Source organism: Ornithinibacillus scapharcae TW25 (genome assembly GCF_000190475.1).
Classification (GTDB): Bacteria; Bacillota; Bacilli; order Bacillales; family Amphibacillaceae; genus Ornithinibacillus; species Ornithinibacillus scapharcae.
Genome location: NZ_AEWH01000071.1, coordinates 20,613 through 39,957 on the forward strand (window position 1 = coordinate 20,613; position 19,345 = coordinate 39,957).

Annotated in this window: 18 protein-coding genes; all 18 read right to left on the reverse strand. The window is 38.9% G+C overall.

The genetic code is table 11. The features are described 5' to 3' along the window. Positions 1 to 107: 107 nt before the first annotated feature. Positions 108 to 563, reverse strand: a complete 456-nt coding sequence (locus tag G5W_RS0119425; RefSeq protein WP_010099255.1) for a DinB family protein — start codon at positions 561 to 563, stop codon at positions 108 to 110. Positions 564 to 672: 109 nt separating this feature from the next. Continuing rightward, positions 673 to 1,236 carry a DinB family protein gene (locus G5W_RS0119430; RefSeq protein WP_010099256.1) on the reverse strand — a complete coding sequence of 188 codons (564 nt, stop codon included), beginning with the start codon at positions 1,234 to 1,236 and terminating at the stop codon, positions 673 to 675. A gap of 51 nt (positions 1,237 to 1,287) precedes the next feature. Further along, the gene (locus tag G5W_RS0119435; protein WP_010099257.1) at positions 1,288 to 1,629 is read right to left on the reverse strand and encodes a hypothetical protein; all 342 of its coding nucleotides are present in this window, start codon (positions 1,627 to 1,629) and stop codon (positions 1,288 to 1,290) included. A 347-nt stretch (positions 1,630 to 1,976) separates the two neighbouring features. Further along, complete coding sequence (locus G5W_RS0119440; protein WP_010099258.1) at positions 1,977 to 2,987, reverse strand: ABC transporter ATP-binding protein; 1,011 nt, start codon at positions 2,985 to 2,987, stop codon at positions 1,977 to 1,979. 5 nt (positions 2,988 to 2,992) lie between these two features. Next, positions 2,993 to 3,937 (reverse strand): NlpC/P60 family protein, encoded by a 945-nt coding sequence (locus G5W_RS0119445; RefSeq protein WP_010099259.1) that lies wholly within the window; start codon positions 3,935 to 3,937, stop codon positions 2,993 to 2,995. Positions 3,938 to 3,995: 58 nt separating this feature from the next. Then, positions 3,996 to 5,096: a mandelate racemase/muconate lactonizing enzyme family protein gene (locus G5W_RS0119450; RefSeq protein WP_010099260.1), complete on the reverse strand. Its 1,101-nt coding sequence runs from the start codon at positions 5,094 to 5,096 to the stop codon at positions 3,996 to 3,998. After that, complete coding sequence (locus tag G5W_RS0119455; RefSeq protein ID WP_010099261.1) at positions 5,093 to 6,016, reverse strand: S66 peptidase family protein; 924 nt, start codon at positions 6,014 to 6,016, stop codon at positions 5,093 to 5,095. The genes G5W_RS0119450 and G5W_RS0119455 overlap by 4 nt, the downstream gene beginning before the upstream one ends. Positions 6,017 to 6,434: 418 nt before the next feature. Continuing rightward, a complete protein-coding gene (locus tag G5W_RS0119460) occupies positions 6,435 to 8,099 on the reverse strand; it encodes a peptide ABC transporter substrate-binding protein (RefSeq protein WP_010099264.1) in 1,665 nt (554 codons plus the stop codon). A 19-nt stretch (positions 8,100 to 8,118) separates the two neighbouring features. Continuing rightward, the gene (locus G5W_RS0119465; RefSeq protein WP_010099265.1) at positions 8,119 to 9,120 is read right to left on the reverse strand and encodes an ABC transporter ATP-binding protein; all 1,002 of its coding nucleotides are present in this window, start codon (positions 9,118 to 9,120) and stop codon (positions 8,119 to 8,121) included. Positions 9,121 to 9,129: 9 nt separating this feature from the next. Then, positions 9,130 to 10,080, reverse strand: coding sequence for an ABC transporter permease (locus tag G5W_RS0119470; protein ID WP_010099266.1), 951 nt, complete (start codon positions 10,078 to 10,080; stop codon positions 9,130 to 9,132). Between the two features lies 1 nt (position 10,081). Then, positions 10,082 to 11,014 (reverse strand): ABC transporter permease, encoded by a 933-nt coding sequence (locus G5W_RS0119475; RefSeq protein WP_010099267.1) that lies wholly within the window; start codon positions 11,012 to 11,014, stop codon positions 10,082 to 10,084. A gap of 67 nt (positions 11,015 to 11,081) precedes the next feature. Further along, a complete protein-coding gene (locus tag G5W_RS0119480; protein ID WP_010099268.1) occupies positions 11,082 to 11,900 on the reverse strand; it encodes a serine hydrolase in 819 nt (272 codons plus the stop codon). A gap of 14 nt (positions 11,901 to 11,914) precedes the next feature. Next, on the reverse strand, positions 11,915 to 12,739 hold the full coding sequence (locus G5W_RS0119485) for a M55 family metallopeptidase (protein WP_010099269.1): 825 nt from the start codon (positions 12,737 to 12,739) through the stop codon (positions 11,915 to 11,917). Between the two features lie 493 nt (positions 12,740 to 13,232). Then, complete coding sequence (locus G5W_RS23035; protein ID WP_010099271.1) at positions 13,233 to 14,000, reverse strand: 4'-phosphopantetheinyl transferase superfamily protein; 768 nt, start codon at positions 13,998 to 14,000, stop codon at positions 13,233 to 13,235. A gap of 45 nt (positions 14,001 to 14,045) precedes the next feature. Then, positions 14,046 to 15,812, reverse strand: a complete 1,767-nt coding sequence (locus tag G5W_RS0119495) for an ABC transporter ATP-binding protein (RefSeq protein ID WP_010099273.1) — start codon at positions 15,810 to 15,812, stop codon at positions 14,046 to 14,048. Then, complete coding sequence (locus G5W_RS0119500; protein WP_010099274.1) at positions 15,809 to 17,554, reverse strand: ABC transporter ATP-binding protein; 1,746 nt, start codon at positions 17,552 to 17,554, stop codon at positions 15,809 to 15,811. The genes G5W_RS0119495 and G5W_RS0119500 overlap by 4 nt, the downstream gene beginning before the upstream one ends. A gap of 1 nt (position 17,555) precedes the next feature. After that, the gene (locus G5W_RS0119505) at positions 17,556 to 18,572 is read right to left on the reverse strand and encodes a beta-ketoacyl-ACP synthase III (RefSeq protein WP_010099275.1); all 1,017 of its coding nucleotides are present in this window, start codon (positions 18,570 to 18,572) and stop codon (positions 17,556 to 17,558) included. Between the two features lie 11 nt (positions 18,573 to 18,583). After that, the gene (locus G5W_RS21740; RefSeq protein ID WP_010099276.1) at positions 18,584 to 19,339 is read right to left on the reverse strand and encodes a thioesterase II family protein; all 756 of its coding nucleotides are present in this window, start codon (positions 19,337 to 19,339) and stop codon (positions 18,584 to 18,586) included. Positions 19,340 to 19,345: the final 6 nt, after the last annotated feature.

The window sequence follows — 19,345 nt, forward strand, 5'->3', positions numbered from 1 at the left end:
GCTACATAACAATTGGAAAGTAAAAAAAACCACGCAAAAAATTATTCACAAGAAAAGGAGCTTGATTTAACAAGCTCCTTTATTTTTAGGCAACTATCCTTCCTTCACTAACCCTTTACACCGTTTTTCGGGTTCCATATTCCTTGTAACTTCCTAATATAAATAATCTGCCCAGTATGATATGTTGTATGAATCGTAAGATGGGCAAGTTCATTAGCCATGTCATCCAGTTTATCGGTATCAGCTTTCTTAACGACATCCTTCCATTCAGACATAATCTCATTTATCCATTTCACTGTGGCATTCCAATTTAATTCTTCCCTGTTCTTAAACGTATTGTCATCCACTTTCTTGTCGTTTGGTATATCTTTAAAGCGATTTAAAGAACGATGATTATAGAAGATTAAGTGGTTTACAATTTCAAAAATAGAGTTAGTTGTTTCATTCGGTTTCCAATTTGCTTGTTCTTCAGTAAGTCCATCAATTGAATTTATTAACGATACAAACCAAGTATTTTCGAGGCAGGCATCTAACTGCGCTAATAAAAGTTCTTTAACATTCACCATTTTTCCTCCTTCTAATTTGAACAAGATCCTACTTTATTGACTATTTTCATGTACAGATATTATTTAATTTGCGTATTTATCATTTTTAAATAGATGATTAGGTTCTTTACTCGACCAACACTTTTTTCTCAAGCTGGTTTTCCATGATACGAAAATGATGTGCTTCATGAATAGCCAGTAGTTGAACCGCTTGAATAAGGTTGGGATGATGTGCTACCGGGTCGATGAAAACAATATGTCCAGCTATTTCTTCATCTATGTCTTTTACCATTTTTGATATTGTCCATGTTTCCTTATAAAGCAACTGATTTAATTCTTTAAAATTCAACTTACAATAGACACTTTTCGGCGGGTCTAAAATGAACGGAGCCTTCATACCCTTCATTTTCTTCTCCTTATATTCCTTATAAATATCATGTATCTCCGTTTCAAATGGTTTATTTTTTCTCATTCGAGCGATTAGAATGGTAGAAGGAATCGTTATTTTTGCTGCTACACGCAACATTCTTGTTATCAAATATAAGTGATACATCGTTTCCCCAATAGACCATTTATTTTCCTGTGGTCTTTCCCATAGTTCATCGAGTGATAAAGACTCAAGAATCGGAAGGATCCTGCTGCGTTGCATTTCAAGTGTTTTAAAGTGTTTGTTCATACTACAAGATTTCATAAGGACCTCCATCAGCATTTTAGAGGGGAATATTGATAACTATTTGCGGCTTTAATTTACTATCTCCCAAAGCAACCCATCTTCCATTGGATAAACGTTACCGAAAATGCCTAAAATTTTAACTTCTATTTGTTCACCTTTTACAAACTCAAAATCCCCTTCAAAAGATGAAAATATGCCTATATTTCTAAGATGATAGGAACTATTCTTTATTACCATTTCCTGATCATTTCTCATACACTTTTCGTTCTGACCCTCATCTTTACATACAATCCCATTCTCCCTTAATATCCATCTATTAAATTCAGCTTTACTAGGATTAGTAATTACCATGACTATTAGAAATATCACCATAACAATTCCTGCTCTAAATAAACTCTTCTTTTTTATCATTTCGAACCCACCTCTTCCATTGCACAATAACGACAATTTGAGGTTCAATTTCCATATTGAATTGCCCTGGTTAGACCACCATCAAAATATCCACTTAAATTCTATCATAATATTCTGATGTATTTAACTTTTTAATAGAATCTTTACTTAATCACAACTTCTTTAATTTAAAATTCATACGAACTACAACATTTATTTCCATATGATACCCGAAGTGTTATTTCTACCATAAAAGGTAATGAGGACTTCCATAATAAAAAATCCGCAATTCGGTTTTGAATTACTATGCGAAATGGTATGTGAATTATAGTGTACTCTTCTTCAAATGGAACCCGCCTCCTTCTTTATTATCGTATTTTTACTACTGGTTCTGTATGTTGTTTCTGTTTCCGATCTTCCAGATATAAATGACATGCGACAAAATGATTGTCATCCACTTCCTGCCAAGCCGGCTTTTTCTGACTACAAATCTCCATTGCAAACGGACAACGAGTTCGGAAAACACAGCCACTTGGTGGATTGATTGGGCTTGGAAGTTCCCCTTGTAAAATAATACGTTCTCTAGCTTCCTCAATATCTGGGTCTGGAATAGGTATCGCAGAGAGTAGTGCCTGGGTGTATGGATGTAGTGGTTTCTCATATAAACTATCACTTTCTGTTAACTCTACCATGTTACCAAGATACATCACGCCGATGCGATCGGATATTTGCTTTACCATCGATAAGTCATGCGCGATAAACAAGAACGTGAGTCCCTTTTCTTCTTGGAGCTGTTTTAATAGATTCACAACCTGCGCTTGAACCGAAACATCTAATGCTGAGATTGGTTCATCCGCGATGATAAAATCTGGATTGAGTGCTAGAGCCCTTGCAATTCCTATCCGCTGACGCTGTCCCCCACTAAACTCATGTGGGTAACGATTAGCATGATCTCGATTTAAACCTACTTCTTCTAGCAATTCAAATACTCGCTCATTTTGCTCTTTTTTATTTTTATAGAGTTTATGAACCTCCATCGGCTCTGATATCACCTCACGCACAGTGGAACGAGGATTGAGTGACGCGTATGGGTCTTGAAAAATCATTTGCATTCTTTGTCGGAGCATAAACATTTCTTTTTCATTCCGTTCGTGAACGTTTTGCCCATCAAAAATGACGTTTCCTTCTGTTCTATCATAAAGTCCCATAATGGTCCTTCCAATGGTTGATTTTCCGCACCCTGATTCACCTACTAGCCCAAACGTCTCCCCTCTTCGCACCTGAAATGTGACGTTATTCACAGCCTGTAATATCCGGTTTTTCCCTAGATGAAAATGTTTCTTTAACTGTTGGACTTCTAAGATATTTTCATCTTTCATGGATCTTAACTCCTTTCCCAGTATCGTCTAGCGATACAAAGCTCTCTCTCGTACTTTGTGCCTTTGATCACTGTTATTTCGATTCCTTTTCCGGTCTGTGGTGAATGAAGCATTTTTCCGTCCCCATAGTAAAGGCCAACATGATGAAGCTTTCCTTTGCCCTCTTGATAAGCAAAGAATAGCAAATCACCTGGCAGTAACTGGTCTTCTGGTATCTCTACTCCATAATCCGCTTGATCTGTTGCATCTCTAGGAATCTGATAACCATTTGCCTTGTGCATGGCATACGCGAAACCAGAACAATCATACCCGAATGAACTCATTCCTCCCCATATATAATCGAGATCAAGAAATTGTTTTCCTGCTTCTATTATTTGAGTACCATTCCCTTTTTCTGCCCCTAATTCTACCTGAAAAAGCTCTACCGCTTCTCGATGAAGATAACCAGATCCCTCGGGTGTTTTCACCAATACACGATCCCCCTCATGATTTAGGACGGGTAAACAAGTCATATAGCTTATCTCCACAAACTTTTCACCGGCTTCATTCTCTATCCATGCATGCTTCTCTTTCACAGCTGCAAATACAGCTTGAAACCACTCTTCCCGGCTGACTTTTTTCAGTTGCTTGAGCGGAATCCAGCCAGGGTAGCCTTCTTTATTTTTCTTAGAAGGTTGGCTTGGTATGAGAACCTTTGCCCAACCTCCTTTAACTTCTGTTACCAATACCGATTCACCATATAAAAGTTGTGTTTGTATTCGATTTTCATCACAAAAGGCTAATTTTTCCTGATAACTTAAGGAAGATAGCCAACCATCGATATCGGTCGGATTGTTCGTACCAAGATTATCTATTTCTCTAGCAGACTCTGGATTAGTCCAAACTGTTGCTACTTGAACTGCTGCTACATGAAATTCCATTGGTAATGATGAAAAAGTATGTTGGAACACAGCTTATCTCTCCTTTATCATTTCTGGTGGTGATATTTCTGCAAATCGATCAACAAAGTTACATTACACGCTGAATAAATTCCTCATTTAATCTGCTTATACCTAGACCTGGTCTTTCACCAAGCTTAATTTTGCTCTTCTCGTATGTAATCCCACCTTGAATAAGATCCCCAGCCAACATTAAAGGTGCGTCGAAATCATAGAATGTAACATTCGGTTGGCTTGCCGCAAAATGTGCAGCAGCAGTAATCCCAATCTTGGTTTCAATCATACTACCAACCATACATTTCACATCATAGACTGCTGCTAGATTGGCAATCTTAAGTGCTTCATGAATGCCACCAGCCTTCATTAATTTAATATTGAGTAAATCTGCTGCATTGATTTCTAGAACTCTTTTAGCATCCTTAGCAGAAAAAATACTTTCATCAGCCATAATTGGTATCTGTGTGTTTTCGGTTACATACTTTAAACCCTCTATATCATGTGCAAGGACTGGCTGCTCAATAAATTCGATATTTAGTCCCAGCACTTCCATCTTCCCTATTGCACGAACAGCCTCTTTTGGTTTCCAGCCTTGATTCGCATCAAGCCGGATGATCACCTCAGGTCCAACCCTCTCTCGAATTGCCCGAATTCGTTCGATATCTGTTTCGATAAGATCCTTTCCTACTTTTACTTTTAATATGGAAAATCCATTTTGAACATACCCCTCCGCATCATCCGCCATCTCATCCGCACCATTTACACTAACCGTATAGTCCGTTTCAATCGTAGAATGATAGCCGCCAAGGAAATGGCTAAGGCTTGTGTTTGCATAGTTGGATAGACAATCATAGAGCGCCATATCCACCGCTGCTTTTGCACTTGTATTTCCTACAATCAATTGATTTATTACTTCCCATATACACTCTCGGTCTCGGAGATCTTTACCAATTAGGTTTGGCTTTAGCACATGATTTATCGCATAAGAGATGCTTGCCAAGGTATCCCCTGTAATGACATGAGTTGGAGGTGCCTCTCCCCAACCGGTAATTCCGTTATCACATGTTATCTTTACTACAATTGTTTCAGCTACAGTCACGGTTCTAAGTGCTGTTTTAAAAGCTTTCTTTAAGGGAATCGCTGCCTGAAATGTTTCCATTTGTTGAATTCTCATTTCGCTTGCACCCCAGGCATTACAGTAAAAGTCTTCTCTTTGGTATTTAAAATAGCACGAACACCCAATGGTACAGCAAAATGTGGAAAACAGTGCCCGATCTTAAAACCCGACATCACAGGACAAGTTAAATCCCCCAAATAATGATTAAAAATCTCATCCAAGGTCAAGGATGGTTCCTTCTTAGGTTTGGCATTTGCAAAATCCCCCACAACGATACCTGCTGTAGATGCTAGTTTTCCAGCCAGCTTTAATTGATTTAACAGGGCATCTACTCGGTATGGAGGTTCGTCAATATCTTCAATAAGAAGGATCTTTCCTTCTGTGTTGATTTCGAATTCTGTTCCTAATGTATTCACCAATAATGAAAGATTTCCGCCAACAAGAGTTCCCGCACTTTCTCCCTCTACTAACACATGGAGACATGAGGCATCGCCATTATATTGGAGGGTTGTTGGGGAAAATAATTGCTGGAAAGAAGATGCAGTTAAAACATCAAAATCTGGATCTGCTATATCTGAGGCTACCATTGGTCCATGAAATGTTACGAGTCCAGTCTTTTGCCTAATGGCTGTATGTAAATAGGTAATATCACTATATCCCCAAATAATCTTCGGGTTGTTTCTAACCAGGTCATAATTAATATCAGCCACTATTCGACCAGTACCATATCCCCCTCTGGCAAATATGATAGCCTTTATGCTTTCATCTACCATCATGTCATGAAAATCTTCCAATCGTTTTTCATCCGTCCCAGCCAGATAACCATAGACTTCTCTAATGTGCTTGCCTAATTTAACATTTAGACCAAGATTTTTGAAAAAGGGTAATGCATCCTGTAGACATTTCATCTCTGGAGGACTTGCCGGAGCGATAATACCAACTGTATCTCCTTCTTGTAAGGCTTTTGGTAACAGCATTGATTAACCTTCTTTCTATCTGTAATGTTCTTCTGAAAAAGAGAGGCTCATCTGCTTATGTGATGAGCCATCTTGTTATGAGTTAATGGGAGGTTTTTAGTTTATTCATGACGCCGGACGTTAAATTTGCGGAGCTAGAAAATGGTTTATTTCTACGCGGGAAACTTATTCTCTCGCGCGAGGACAGTACCTTCCTCCGCAGCTTTCTGAGTTCTAGCGCCACTCGGATAGTTTTTCACGCAACATTGTGAACCTAGCGTGACTTTTTCGGCTTTTCACGTCAGTTTTGTGGTGACTCGCTTGAACTTCAGAATTCTCGCGTGACTATTGTGGCGACTCGCTTGATTTCTATGTTTCTGCGTGACACCTGGGACTACCGCGTTACTCTTCTATCCCCCTGCGCGCCCCTATAATTACCTTATTTCTTATCCGCAAATTTCAAATCAAAATATCCTACTGGATGGCGTAAAATTCCTTCTACCCCTTCCGCTTCTAATACAACAGTATTGTAATATCGGATCGGCATAGCAACCATTTCTTCCGCTAGTAATTTTTCAGCTTCATATAGGTACTCCCAGCGCTTTTCTTCATCTGTTTCGGTTTTGCCTTTTGTGATTAGTTCATCATACTCTGGGTTAGAGAAGCCTGTTCGGTTCATATAAGAATCCGTAATAAAACTTTCTAGGAAGTTAACAGGATCATTATAGTCGTTGATGAACGAACTGCGTGAGAATTGTAGTTCTAGCGCTTTTTGTGCATCAGAAAACACGTTCCATTCTTGATTCTCAAGCTTTACTTCAATACCCAAATTCTCCTGATACATGCTTTGCAGTGCTTCTGCGACTGCTTTATTCGTATCACTTGTATTATAGGTTAGCGTGATTGGTGGTAATTCATCATACCCTTCCTCTGCCATTCCTTCCTCCAGTAATTGCTTCGCCTTTTCTGGGTCAAAGGTTACTAAATCGCCATTCGCATCACGGAAGTCTGAACCTGTTGGGCTAGTATATCCTGGATTAATAAAGCCATATGCTGGCTCTACACCATTTTTCACCACATAAGTAGCGATATCTTCACGATTTACAGCGTACGCAAATGCCTGACGTATCTTCTTATTTTGGAAGGGTTCTATCGTTGTGTTAAATCGGTAGAATTCCAGTCCTCCATAAGGGCCAATAAAGACATTGTCATCTTCAATTAATTCATCTGAAAGCTCTGGTGGAATGCTTGCAGTATCTAAATCGCCGCTTTCAAACATTTGATATTGTGTATTCGTATCATTTACCATCGCAAAATGGACTTTATCCAATTTCACGACACCGGCATCCCAGTAATGCTCATTTTTCGAGAAAACCATTTCCACATTATGTTCCCATGATTCCAATTTAAATGGACCATTCCCTACAAAAGTTTCTGCTTCAGCATGCCAATTCGGATTTTCTTCCGCTATTTTATGATGAATTGGGAAAAATGCTGGGTTTGTTAGAACATCTAAGAAAAATCCAGTTGGTTGTGCTAGGACAACTTCCAATGTTTTTTCGTCAACCGCAGTGACCTTCACATCATCTGCTGAGCCTTCTCCACTATTATATGCTTCTGCCCCTTCAATAAAGTAACCTAAAAAGGCTGCAGCAGATGCTGTTTCAGGGTTTAGCATGTATTTCCATGCAAACTCAAAATCCTCCGCTACTACTGGATCTCCATTTGACCATTTCGCATTTTCACGTAAATGGAACGTATAGGTCTTACCATCCTCAGAAATATCCCAATCTTCTGCCACCCCTGGGCCTGCTTGATGGTTTTCATCTAGTCGTGTTAACCCTTCCATTAAATTATTCAGCGGATCCCATGATACTGCATCAAATCCGATGGATGGGTCTAATGATGTTGGCTCTGTTGCATTATTCAGCTTTAGTACTTTTTCTCCTGATGTTCCTTCATCGGTTGATTCACCATCATCACCAGCTGGCTCTTCAACTTTATCCTTCTCATCAGGGTCTTTTCCTGCATCTTCATTGGCAGTACATGCTACTAAGACAAATATAGAGAGTACTGCCGCCATAAAAAAGAGAAGCCTTTTCATACCTTTTCCCCCTTATCCTCTAATTGGTGACCATCGTGGTCAATAACTGTTTTGCCCGGTCATCCTGTAACCAGCAATTCACTGAATGGGAATCACTTAAGATGCTGGAATCCGGGTAAACTTTATTACACACCTCCATTGCAAAGGGACAGCGTGGTGTAAATGGACAGCCCTCTGGAGGTGAGAATAAATCTGGAGGTGTTCCTTCAATCGGCTTTAATTTTTCTTTTACATCCAACCTTGGAACAGAATTTAATAATCCTTTTGTGTAAGGATGCTGTGGATCATAGAAAATTTCCCGCTTCGTTCCAGTTTCAATGATTTTGCCAGCATACATAACCGCAATCCGGTCAGCGATTTTTGCCACCACTCCCAAGTCATGTGTAATGAGGATGATGGACACACCTGTTACTTCCTGTATTTTTCCAAATAGCTCTAGGATCTGTGCTTGAATCGTTACATCGAGAGCAGTTGTTGGTTCATCCGCTATTAATAATTCCGGCTCACAAATTAATGCTATTGCGATAACAATTCGTTGGCGCATCCCGCCACTAAATTGATGTGGGTACTGCTTCATCCGTTCCTCTGGATTTGGTATTCCTACTAGCTCCATCATTTCTAGAGCACGTCGAGTTGCTTCTTGGTCCGTAACACTTCTGTGCTGCTTCAAGCCTTCCTTTAATTGTGTACCAATTGTTAAAGTAGGATTTAACGCTGTCATTGGGTCCTGAAAAATCATCGAGATATCCACGCCTCGGATAGAACGCATTCTTTTTTCTGAAAGCTTCGTTAAGTCATGACCTTTAAACAAGATGTTCCCTTTTGAGATTTTTCCTGGTGGACTAGGAATTAATCGCATGATGGCATTGGAGGAAACGCTTTTCCCACAGCCCGACTCTCCTACTATGGCTAGGGTTTCTCCTTTATTTAAATGGAAGTCTACACCACGAACAGCCTGTACGGTACCCCCATAGGTCGTGAAGGTCACATGCAAATCCTTAACTTCGAGAATTTTTTCCATTCACTTCACCTACTTCCTTAATTTCGGATCTAGTGCATCCTGTAATCCATCTCCCAAGACATTAAAGGCAAACATGGTAAAAGAGATAAAAAATGCTGGGAAGAATAGAGTCCACCAATTTCCTGAAAGAATGGCACCAAGGGAATCATTGGCCATAACGCCCCAGCTAGCATATGGTGCTTGAATCCCAAGTCCAATGAAACTGAGAAACGCTTCTGCAAAGATTGCAGACGGTACCGTGAGGGTCATCTGTACGATAATTGGTCCCATTGTATTTGGGAGTAAGTTTCTCCTAATGATCCGTGGTGTTTTCGTTCCGAAAGATTTAGACGCGAGGACATATTCATAATTCTTAATTTGCATGACCTGTCCCCGCACAATCCTGGCCATGCCCACCCATCCAGTGACCGTTAAAGCGATAATAATAGTGGATAAACTTGGTCCTAATACAACTAAAAGCAATATGACGACTAACAAATATGGTAAGCCATACAGAATCTCAATAATACGCATCATGATGTTGTCTGTGCGACCGCCCTTATATCCGGAAAATCCGCCCCAGATAATTCCAATAGTGACATCGATTAAGGCAGCCATAAACCCAACAAATAGAGAGATTCTAGCACCATACCATGTTCGGGTAAAGACGTCTCTTCCATGGGAATCCGTGCCAAACCAATGCTCACTGGATGGCGGCTGATACTGATTCGGATAATCGGTTGTGTTTACATCATAAGGGGAGAATATTGGACCAAAAATAGCCATCAAAACTAGTAGGATTAAGAAAATCAACCCAGACATCGCCAGGAAGTTTTTTCGTAATCGGCGCCATGCATCCTTCCAGTATGATAAGGATGGTCTAGATACAAGCTCTTGTTCATGACGATTTTTTCCACGCCAGGTAAACCATTCATCTGGTACTTTGTTTTGGAGTTGTTGGGGATTTTGATTTGACTTCATATTACTCCCCTTCCTTTTTATTTACTTTCATTCTTGGGTCTAATAGTCCATATGCAATATCGACGAGGAAAAGCATGATAATCAAAAAGGCACTATAAAAAACCGTCGTTCCCATGATAACTGGATAGTCTCGGTGGTTAATACTTTCCACGAAATATTTCCCCATGCCCGGTATGGCAAATATCTGTTCAATAACAAAGGAACCGGTTAAGATTCCAGCTAATAGTGTTCCCATGATCGTAATAACAGGCATTAGAGCGTTTCTTAGTGCATGCTTCACTATAATTTTCCAAGGTGTTAACCCTTTTGCACGTGCCATTTTTATGTAGTCTTGTGTTAGCACCTCTAGCATGGTAGACCTAGTAAGACGAGCAATAATGGCCATCGGTCCTGTTGCTAACGCTAAAACAGGTAGTACCATATGCAGTGGACTGGACCATGTCGCCACCGGGAATATTTCCCAGTCTACCGCCAACTTTTGGATGAGTAAGGTTGCAAGAATAAAATTCGGTATCGATATTCCTAATACAGCAATTCCCATAGCCAAATAATCAATTATCCCATTATGTCGTAGTGCCGCTAATATCCCTAAAATAATCCCAGAGATGACTGCCACAATAATGGTTACAATTCCCAATTCAAACGAAATCGGGAAACCCCTTCCTAGTAAATCATTTACTGTCTGGTTTGGTTGTTTAATAGATGGGCCAAAGTCTAATGTTATGATTGATTTTAAATAGAGGAGATATTGAATGTGATACGGCTTATCAAGATTGTAATGTTTCTCTAAGTTTTCTTGGACAATCTCATTTGAATTCGTTTCACTGTTAAAAGGGGAACCAGGTACTGATACCATGAGAACAAAGGTAAGGGTAATGATAATCCATAGGGTTATAACCATGATGAAAAGCTTCTTTACTATATATTTGAGCATAGCCCCAACTCCTAATATCCTTACGCACATCGGCGTAATTCCTATAGAAAAGCTCTTTGTAAATAAGCTATGATGCGTTTCGATTTTTTATGAGATATTGATAGATTTCTAAACCAATATTTCCTATTATCTTTGGTGCTTCTATGTCTTCTACCCCCTTGGAAAGGACGGAAGCAATAAATATTCTATTTCCAACATACAACATACCTATATCATGTGAGATACCAGGAATATTTCCAGTTTTATTGGCGAATTCCCACTTCTTTATCATTCCGATAAACTTGTCATTCTGTGTAGGAATATTACTAGGTAATGCATTTCTAATTTGCTGTTTTTTCATGATAGTAATCATTTGTTCACTAGCATGTGCCGAAATAATTTTACCTGATGCCAGCTTTACTAGCATTTCTGTCATTTCATAGGCATTTATCTCATTTTGCCCCTCCCGATCGACTTCAAGCGTCATCAACCGATGGCAAAACCTACTCTTCTCCATTCCAATTTCTCGCATGGACTGTTGAATTTCTGCAACTCCAATATAATTGATAAGCATGTTGGTTGCCGTATTGTCACTCTGAATAATCATTAATGTAATCAAATCATAGATACTAAACGAATATCCTGGAGTTAGATGTTGGAGGACCCCAGAACCTCCAACGATATCCTCACGTTTTAATTCAAGTTGCTCACTAAGTGATAGTTCTCCCTTTTGACTAGCAGCAAATGCTGCAATCATGATTGGCACCTTGATCACACTTGCCGCATAAAAGGTGTCATGACTATTTTTCTCCCAGCTAATCCCTGTATCCATATCGTATAAAGCTATTCCCCATGTTCCACCAGCTTCGTTTGTGATTTCCTCGATTCGATCGGTAAGCTCTATCATGACTATCCCTCCTATTACGTGTATTTTGTGTTATATGCTAGCTCAATCATGACAAGTAAAGCACGATACGCTTCTAAAATATCCTTTGCTTGATACTGTACAATCGTTGTATTTGGAATAATCTCCGTCCCTGGCATTAAACTTGCCCATTCTGCCGCCCCATAGTTTACAAATTCTACTTTTAATGTCGGTTCATTAGGTGGAATTAACGGTCGAACGTTATCAGCATTTTTGATTGCATGCGATACTTTTTCCGTTAAAAGTTCGCCTGCCTTCTTTGGTGTCAAGCTTTTAGTAGCTGATCTAGAAATAGCTTGCTTCACAATAGCAGTCGTCACATTCGGTATTAGCTGTTCCGCTTCTTTAGCGGTTTCATCATCTCCCGAAACCAATAGCACTGGAACACCATAGTATCCCGCAACCATCGCATTTATCCCTAGCTCTCCAACTTGCCAATCATTCACATAGAAATTACGCACCATATGAATCATAGAATGTGACATCACTCCTGGCATGCCAGCACGGGTATGATAGCCTATGAACATTGCCCCTGAGAAACTGCTATCCAATCCATGTACCATGGAGTACGTCTTCACATCACCAGTAATGAGATGTGCATCAGGGTGAAGCTGATCAATCATGATATTATTCATTTTCATGTGACTATCATTCACAAGGACCTCTGAACAGCCCGAATTAAATGCAGCACCTACGACATAATTCGTTTCATCTGTCATGATCTTACGAGCGCGTTCATAATTATGCATGGATGCAGAAACATATGTATAATCCGGGAGCCCCGTAATCCCTTCCATATCAACAGATAAATAGAGTTTCATAACATGTCCCCTTACATTCGTTTTCTAAGAGTATATGATTGAATGACGTAATACATGATAGATTGTGAATGGGAAAAACATCCAACCTCGAAAAGAGTTATCGATACTTTACCAAGATAGTAGTTTCCTATTTAAGTACGTAAAAGGGGGATTCTATACATTGTTGTAGGAATTTCAGAAGAGGTTTCAAGAGAATGTGGCTCGTTTAGGGGAAGTAAATATTTATCCTAAAGATAACAATGAACTAATTACGGGGAATTCTACTTTCAAATATTCATTTTTACATGGAACCTCTGAAGTCATATCTCTATAGTTTAGGGCGAGATATTCATTGTATATTGGCAATAGAGTACTACCCAATACAAATAAACCTACCTAATAGGTCATTTCGTTTCCGCGCTAAGTAAAATTAAACACCTCTCAAATAAACGTTTCATATCGTTCATTAGAGAGGTGTCTTCTTATACATAATAGATTTTAATTTTTCTATAATCTATATAGTCGTCTGCTTCTTCAATAGCAAATAATCTTCTAGTTTCTTCTTTGATATTTGGTCTATTTTTATTACTGTATTTTTAGGTAGACAGATCGAGCAGATATAATTTCCAATTCTAAATCCGATTACTTTGTATTGAGAAAAATGCTGAAATTCACTCGTGTAGATACCATCATGCTCTCTAACACGTTGTAAGTCGTATATAAAAGCAGAGACTGTTAAACCCGTTTTCAATATCTTGGATAGCGCTTCTTTTGCACTCCAGATTAGAGTATACGTTTGTATCTTTGATTCATTAAAGTCATGGAACAGGTTGGTTTCAGCATCCTTTATAAATGATGAAAGGAACTCTGCATTTGATTCCTTAATATACTCCAGATCAACACTAAAAGGATGTCTTTCTGGAAAGGAGATTGCTGCTGCAATCCTTTCTGTATGCGTAATACTCACTTGAATGTTATCCTTATTTTTCTCGTACATTAGGACGGGTTGGTGGAAAACCCCTCTTGTGATTTGAATTTTTTTCAAATCGGGCTCTCCTATTAAATCTGCTGAAGCACGTTTCCCTGCATAACGGCCGAAAAGAAATTCTGATTTCCTTTTTTCTACTTGATAGGACGAATACTCCAATACCTCTTCTTGGCCCAAGGTATTTTTAGCATTTAAATAGTCTTGTTCCGTCACATTCTCATAATCATAGAAAAAAAACTTCACAGGTATATAAGCCCCGTTTCTTAATGAGTCGACAGTAATAGAAAATTCCATCATTATTCTCCCTTTTCTATTCTAGAATAGATGAACATCATACTTCTACCCGACTTGTTCTACCTCTTTTTCCCACAATTTCCTCATGGTTGGAGAAATTTCTAACAGTTGATCGATTTTTCCGACTGCTTCTATCCTTCCATCTTTCATCACAACAATTTGATCAGCTTTTTGCAAAACAAAAGGACGGTAGGAGGACACAACACATGTAAATTTATTTTTCTCTAGCAATTCATTAAATAGCTTTTCTTCTGTTCGTGAATCGAGCGCACTGGAGATATCATCTAAAACCAATAGTTCCGGATCTTTTGCCAGGGCACGCGCTAATGCTGTACGTTGCATTTGCCCTCCTGATAATGTTCGCCCTCTAGTTCCAATAACGGTATCTAATCCATCTTCTAATTGTTCAAGATCCTGCTCCAATTGTGCAAGCCTAATGGCTTCATATATGTTCTCTTTGCTCTTTTCCCCTGTTGCGATGTTATCATAAAACGAATCACTAAAAAGCTGTGGAACTTGCGATACATAGGATGCTCTCGGAGGTTCAAAGAAAGCTTCTACATCTTCTACCTTGCTTTGATTCCAAAATATTTCACCGGATTGTATAGGAACAAGCCCGAGAATGGCGCTGAGTAACGTTGATTTCCCAGAACCGATCTCTCCAGTTACTACTGTTAGTGTCCCTTTTTCAATCGACAAATCAATATCTTCAATTCCTTTATCGGTGCCATTATATGACGCTCGGAGACCTTTAATTTCAAATAGGTTAAGGAAATCCTCCTGTTTCTTCCTAACTTCTTTAATTTCTGGATAATCTCCCTTCATATAAATATCGCTATGTTCTGCCAGTTCCGCTTCCATTTCAGTCGGAAGGATTTCCCTCATACGCTTGTGTGAAACTTGAGTTTGCTTGTATCTTGCCGTTAGCATACCGAATCGCCCCGTAAGTTGTGTCACCCAAGTTAAATAATACGTAAATAACGCAAAATCACCGACTGTAAATGAACCATCTCGCATCGCGCTCGCTGCTAGTAGTAGAATAATTCCCGTACCGATTTCTGCAATATTTGTAAACGTAGCGTTGAGAATATTTGTAAAGAGGCGTTCCTTTATAGCAGCTTTTCCTCTTAATTGATTGACTTCACGAAACTTCTTGCTAACATTCTCCTCCGCGCTCATTACTTTAATTGCTTGCACAGAACCAAAAAGTTCACCGATTAACTCGGTCAGATTGCCTGTCGTTTCTCTCGCTTCTATACGGTTCTTTTCTACCCTATTTCTGACAATGTGTGCAACAGCCACTACTGCTACCATTGGTAAGAACACAACTAAGGTAATGAGTACATCAATTCTAACCATGATTACTAGTGCGACCAGGGCAAATACAGCTGCTCCGACCACATCTAATAACGAAGTCCAGCTCAGGAAATCCGCTGTCTCGTCGACATCCTCTCTGAATCGACTAATAGACTCACTTGATGATTTAGGAAGTTTACTTGATGCTGGATGTCCAACAACCTTTTTTATCATGTTCTTTCTTAATAACGCTGTTGTCATATTACGGAAGGTCACGTCAATAATAATATTGAACAAAATTAAAATCACTCTTGAAAATTGACCAACCACTAATAGTGCAATAACCGCCCATATCCACCAGTTGTCCTCTCCTACTTGAAGAGCATCAAAAAATTCTCTCGCTACATAACCTGGGATAATGAAAATGAGCCATGAGGATATCACAAGTAAAGCATCAAGTGTGTATAACCCTGGTCTAAACATAATTAGTTTCCATAGAAATTGTGATGTCTTCATGCCGATTGATCCTCCTTCTGCCCTTGGAGAAGATCATAGTATTTCGACGAAATATCTTCTTCAAGTATTTCTCTTGCCCCATGCTCTACAACTTGGCCTTTATCTAAAACCAATATTTCATCCACCTTCTGAAGTGTTTTTAATCGGTGAGCGATGATTATGCCTGTGCGATTCTCCAGTAGGCGGTCAAGAGCTCGATACATTAGTTTCTCTGTAGAAGGGTCAATTCTAGCAGTCGCTTCATCTAGAATAACAATAGCCGGATTCTTTATTAGTACTCTCGTTAACGCAAACAGCTGAGCTTCTCCAGCCGAAAAAGTAATGCTGTCTTTTCCAATTCTTGTATCTAATCCATCAGGTAGAGAATGTAACCAATCCAATAATCCTAACTCTTCTAATGCACGAATTATTTGGTTGTCAGATATCGAATCATCAAAGAAGGTGACATTATCTCTTAATGTCCCGTCAAATAATTGAACATCTTGGGTAACAATTGCGATATGCTTGCGTAAACTTTCAATTTGATAATTTTTTATTTCTAGACCGTCAATAAGAATATTTCCACTAGACGGTTGATATAACCGTAAAAGCAACCGTATTATCGTGGTTTTCCCACTACCTGTTCTACCGATAACTCCTAGCTTTTTTCCTGCCTCTAGCTGCAGATTTACTTGATTTAGCACTTGTTCTTTTTCTTTTTCATACTGGAACGTCACGTTATCGAACGTAATGGATACCGCTTTATTGGTTGGAAATTCAATAGGTCCGCTGATAATCTCACTTTTAGTTTCAAATAATTCCTGTGTACGTAAGATACTTGCACTTGCCCTTTGAAAGTTCTGCATTTGAATAATTAATTGCTCGATAGGAACTCTCAGCATTTGAACATAAGCGTAGATCATAAATACAGTTCCTATAGTAGCCTCGTTCCTAAAGTAAAGATATACACCTATTCCTAGTCCGAGTGCTGTTGCAATCGTAAAGAATGCAATCGTAAAGTTCCAGGTAAGTCCACCGATAATGGAAGCCTTTCTCTCCTTTATAAATTTATCTCTCATTAGCTGATACAATTTATTCATCATAAAATTACTTCCACCGGTAGCTTTAATATCCTTTGCACCAGCAACTCTTTCTTCAATAAAACCGAATAAGCTAGCACTTGCTTGTCTCATCGAACCCCAATGTGGAATTGCTAATCTTCTAATCTTGTTAATTGTTAGCATAGAAACTAAGGAAAAGAGCGTAAAAATAACTCCAACTCTCCAGTCCTCTACCGTTAATAGCACTAAAATTCCAAGTAGAAGGATAAAGTTACTTACTGAAACAACCCAAAATCTTGAAAAGAAGTTTGCTAGTTCCGTGACATCCCCATCTATCCGTTCAATCATGCCCCCAGAAGTTGTTTTATTATGAAAGCTCATATCTAGTTTCAGACAGTGAAGCGCTAAGTCATTTCTTAATTCGTTTGAAGCGTTCCAGCCAATGACTTCACTGAGATACGAGGAGCCAATGGTAATCAATTGCCTTATCAACGCTATTCCTAAGAACACAATTGCGAGGAAGGTTAAATGATCCATTGTACTCCCTAAAGTTGCACTATCAATAAACTCACGAATAATTTGTGGGCCAATTAATTGTAGGCCAATTGTGACAATAACCGAGATAAATAATACACATATTAACATCCAATGTGGTACTAAATATGTTTTTACTAAGCGAATAATGCCCGTTTTGGTACTCATTCTACACCGCCTCGCTAGAAACCGAATTTATTAACGCTTCATCAACTCTTATGATATTTGCGGCACATGCCAATCCTCCTCCAAATCCAACTAGCATGATGTAGCAATCGCCTTGTATTCTCCCTTCTTTCAAAGCATCATACAGAGCTAGGGGAATAGAGGCTGAAGATGTATTCCCAAATTTATGAATATTTGACATAAACTTGTCCGTCGATACATCTAAATTGAATGCAAATTCGTTGATAAAGTGTATATTTGCTTGGTGAGGAATGATTACTTCAATCTCATCAAGTGATATATTCGTTTTCTTACAGGTTTCTTTAATAATATCAGTAACAAGAGGAACGACCGTTTCAAAGAGTTGCATTCCTTGCATTTTAATATAATGCTGTCTATTTTCTACTGTTTCTACTGATGGAGGCTGTTTTGTTCCTCCTGCTGGAATATTGAGAATATCTGCCCCAGATCCATCTGCTTTCATTGTACTACCATGAAAGTAATCAACTTCACTTGCTTCTAAGATGACCGCTCCTGCTGCATCACCGAAAAGAACACATGTACTTCGATCTTCCCAGTCTGTTATTTTGGAAATTAGCTCAGATCCGATAATAAGCGCGTTACTGAAAACACCATTCTTAATAAATTGAGCTGCTGTTTCAATTGCATATATAAACCCAGAGCAAGCAACTGAGATATCAAATGCACAGGCTTTCTTTGCACCTAAAAGATGCTGAACTGTACATGCAACCGAAATTGTTGGTTGATCAGGCATAAGTGTAGTAACTATAATCAAATCTATCTCTTCAGCTGACATCCCCCTATTTCCTAGCGCTCTCTTAGCTGCTGATAAAGCCATTGATGAAGTACACTCTTCTTCAGACGCAATATATCGTTCTTTTATTCCTGTTCTAGTTACTATCCATTCATCAGAGGTATCAACCATTTTTTCGAGATCAGCATTTGTAAGCTTTCTTTCAGGATGGTAGGTTCCTATTGACGTTATCTTTACACCTTGCATTCGGAATCACTTCACTTTCTATGATTTGATAGCTGTTTTTCAATGGTTTGAACGATGTCACCTTTATGTTGATGGAGGAAGAAGTGTCCTCCATCATAGGTAAACTGTTGAAAGTTTTTTGAAGTATACTGCTTCCATTCTGTAAGCTGGTTCGGTGAAACTTCCATATCACCCTTCCCCCCAAACACCGTGATAGGTATTGGTAAAGGGTTTCTCTTCGTATATTGATACGTTTCACATATCGCAAAATCTGCCCGTATTGTTGGGAGCATAAGTTGTAAAAGTTCTTCATTATGCAAAACTTCTTCCGGGGTGCCATCAAGACGTCTTAATTCTTGAATAAATTCTTGTTCTGACAGTAAATGGACATGCTTTCCCCTGTCTGTTAGATGTGGTGGTACTCTAGCAGATAGGAAGAGCCCTTGAGGTAATTCCTTTTCTTGCTCATATAGAAACGCGGCTAACTCATAACTGATTAGCGCACCCATACTATGTCCAAAGAATGCATATGGTTGTGACCAATCAAAATCTATTCCAGCATAAAGATCCTTGATTAACTCTTCAATATTATTAATAGGTAATTCACTGATTCGTATCCCTCTCCCGGGCAGCTGTATACTTTGTATTTCAAGGTCAGTCGTACAAAAATGGTGCCAATTATAAAATATATGTCCACTTCCACCAGCGTATGGAAAACAAAACAAAGTTAATTTTTTTGATGTAGATGGACTTATAACTTTCCTCCACTTATTTCCTCTTTCATTCATCAATGC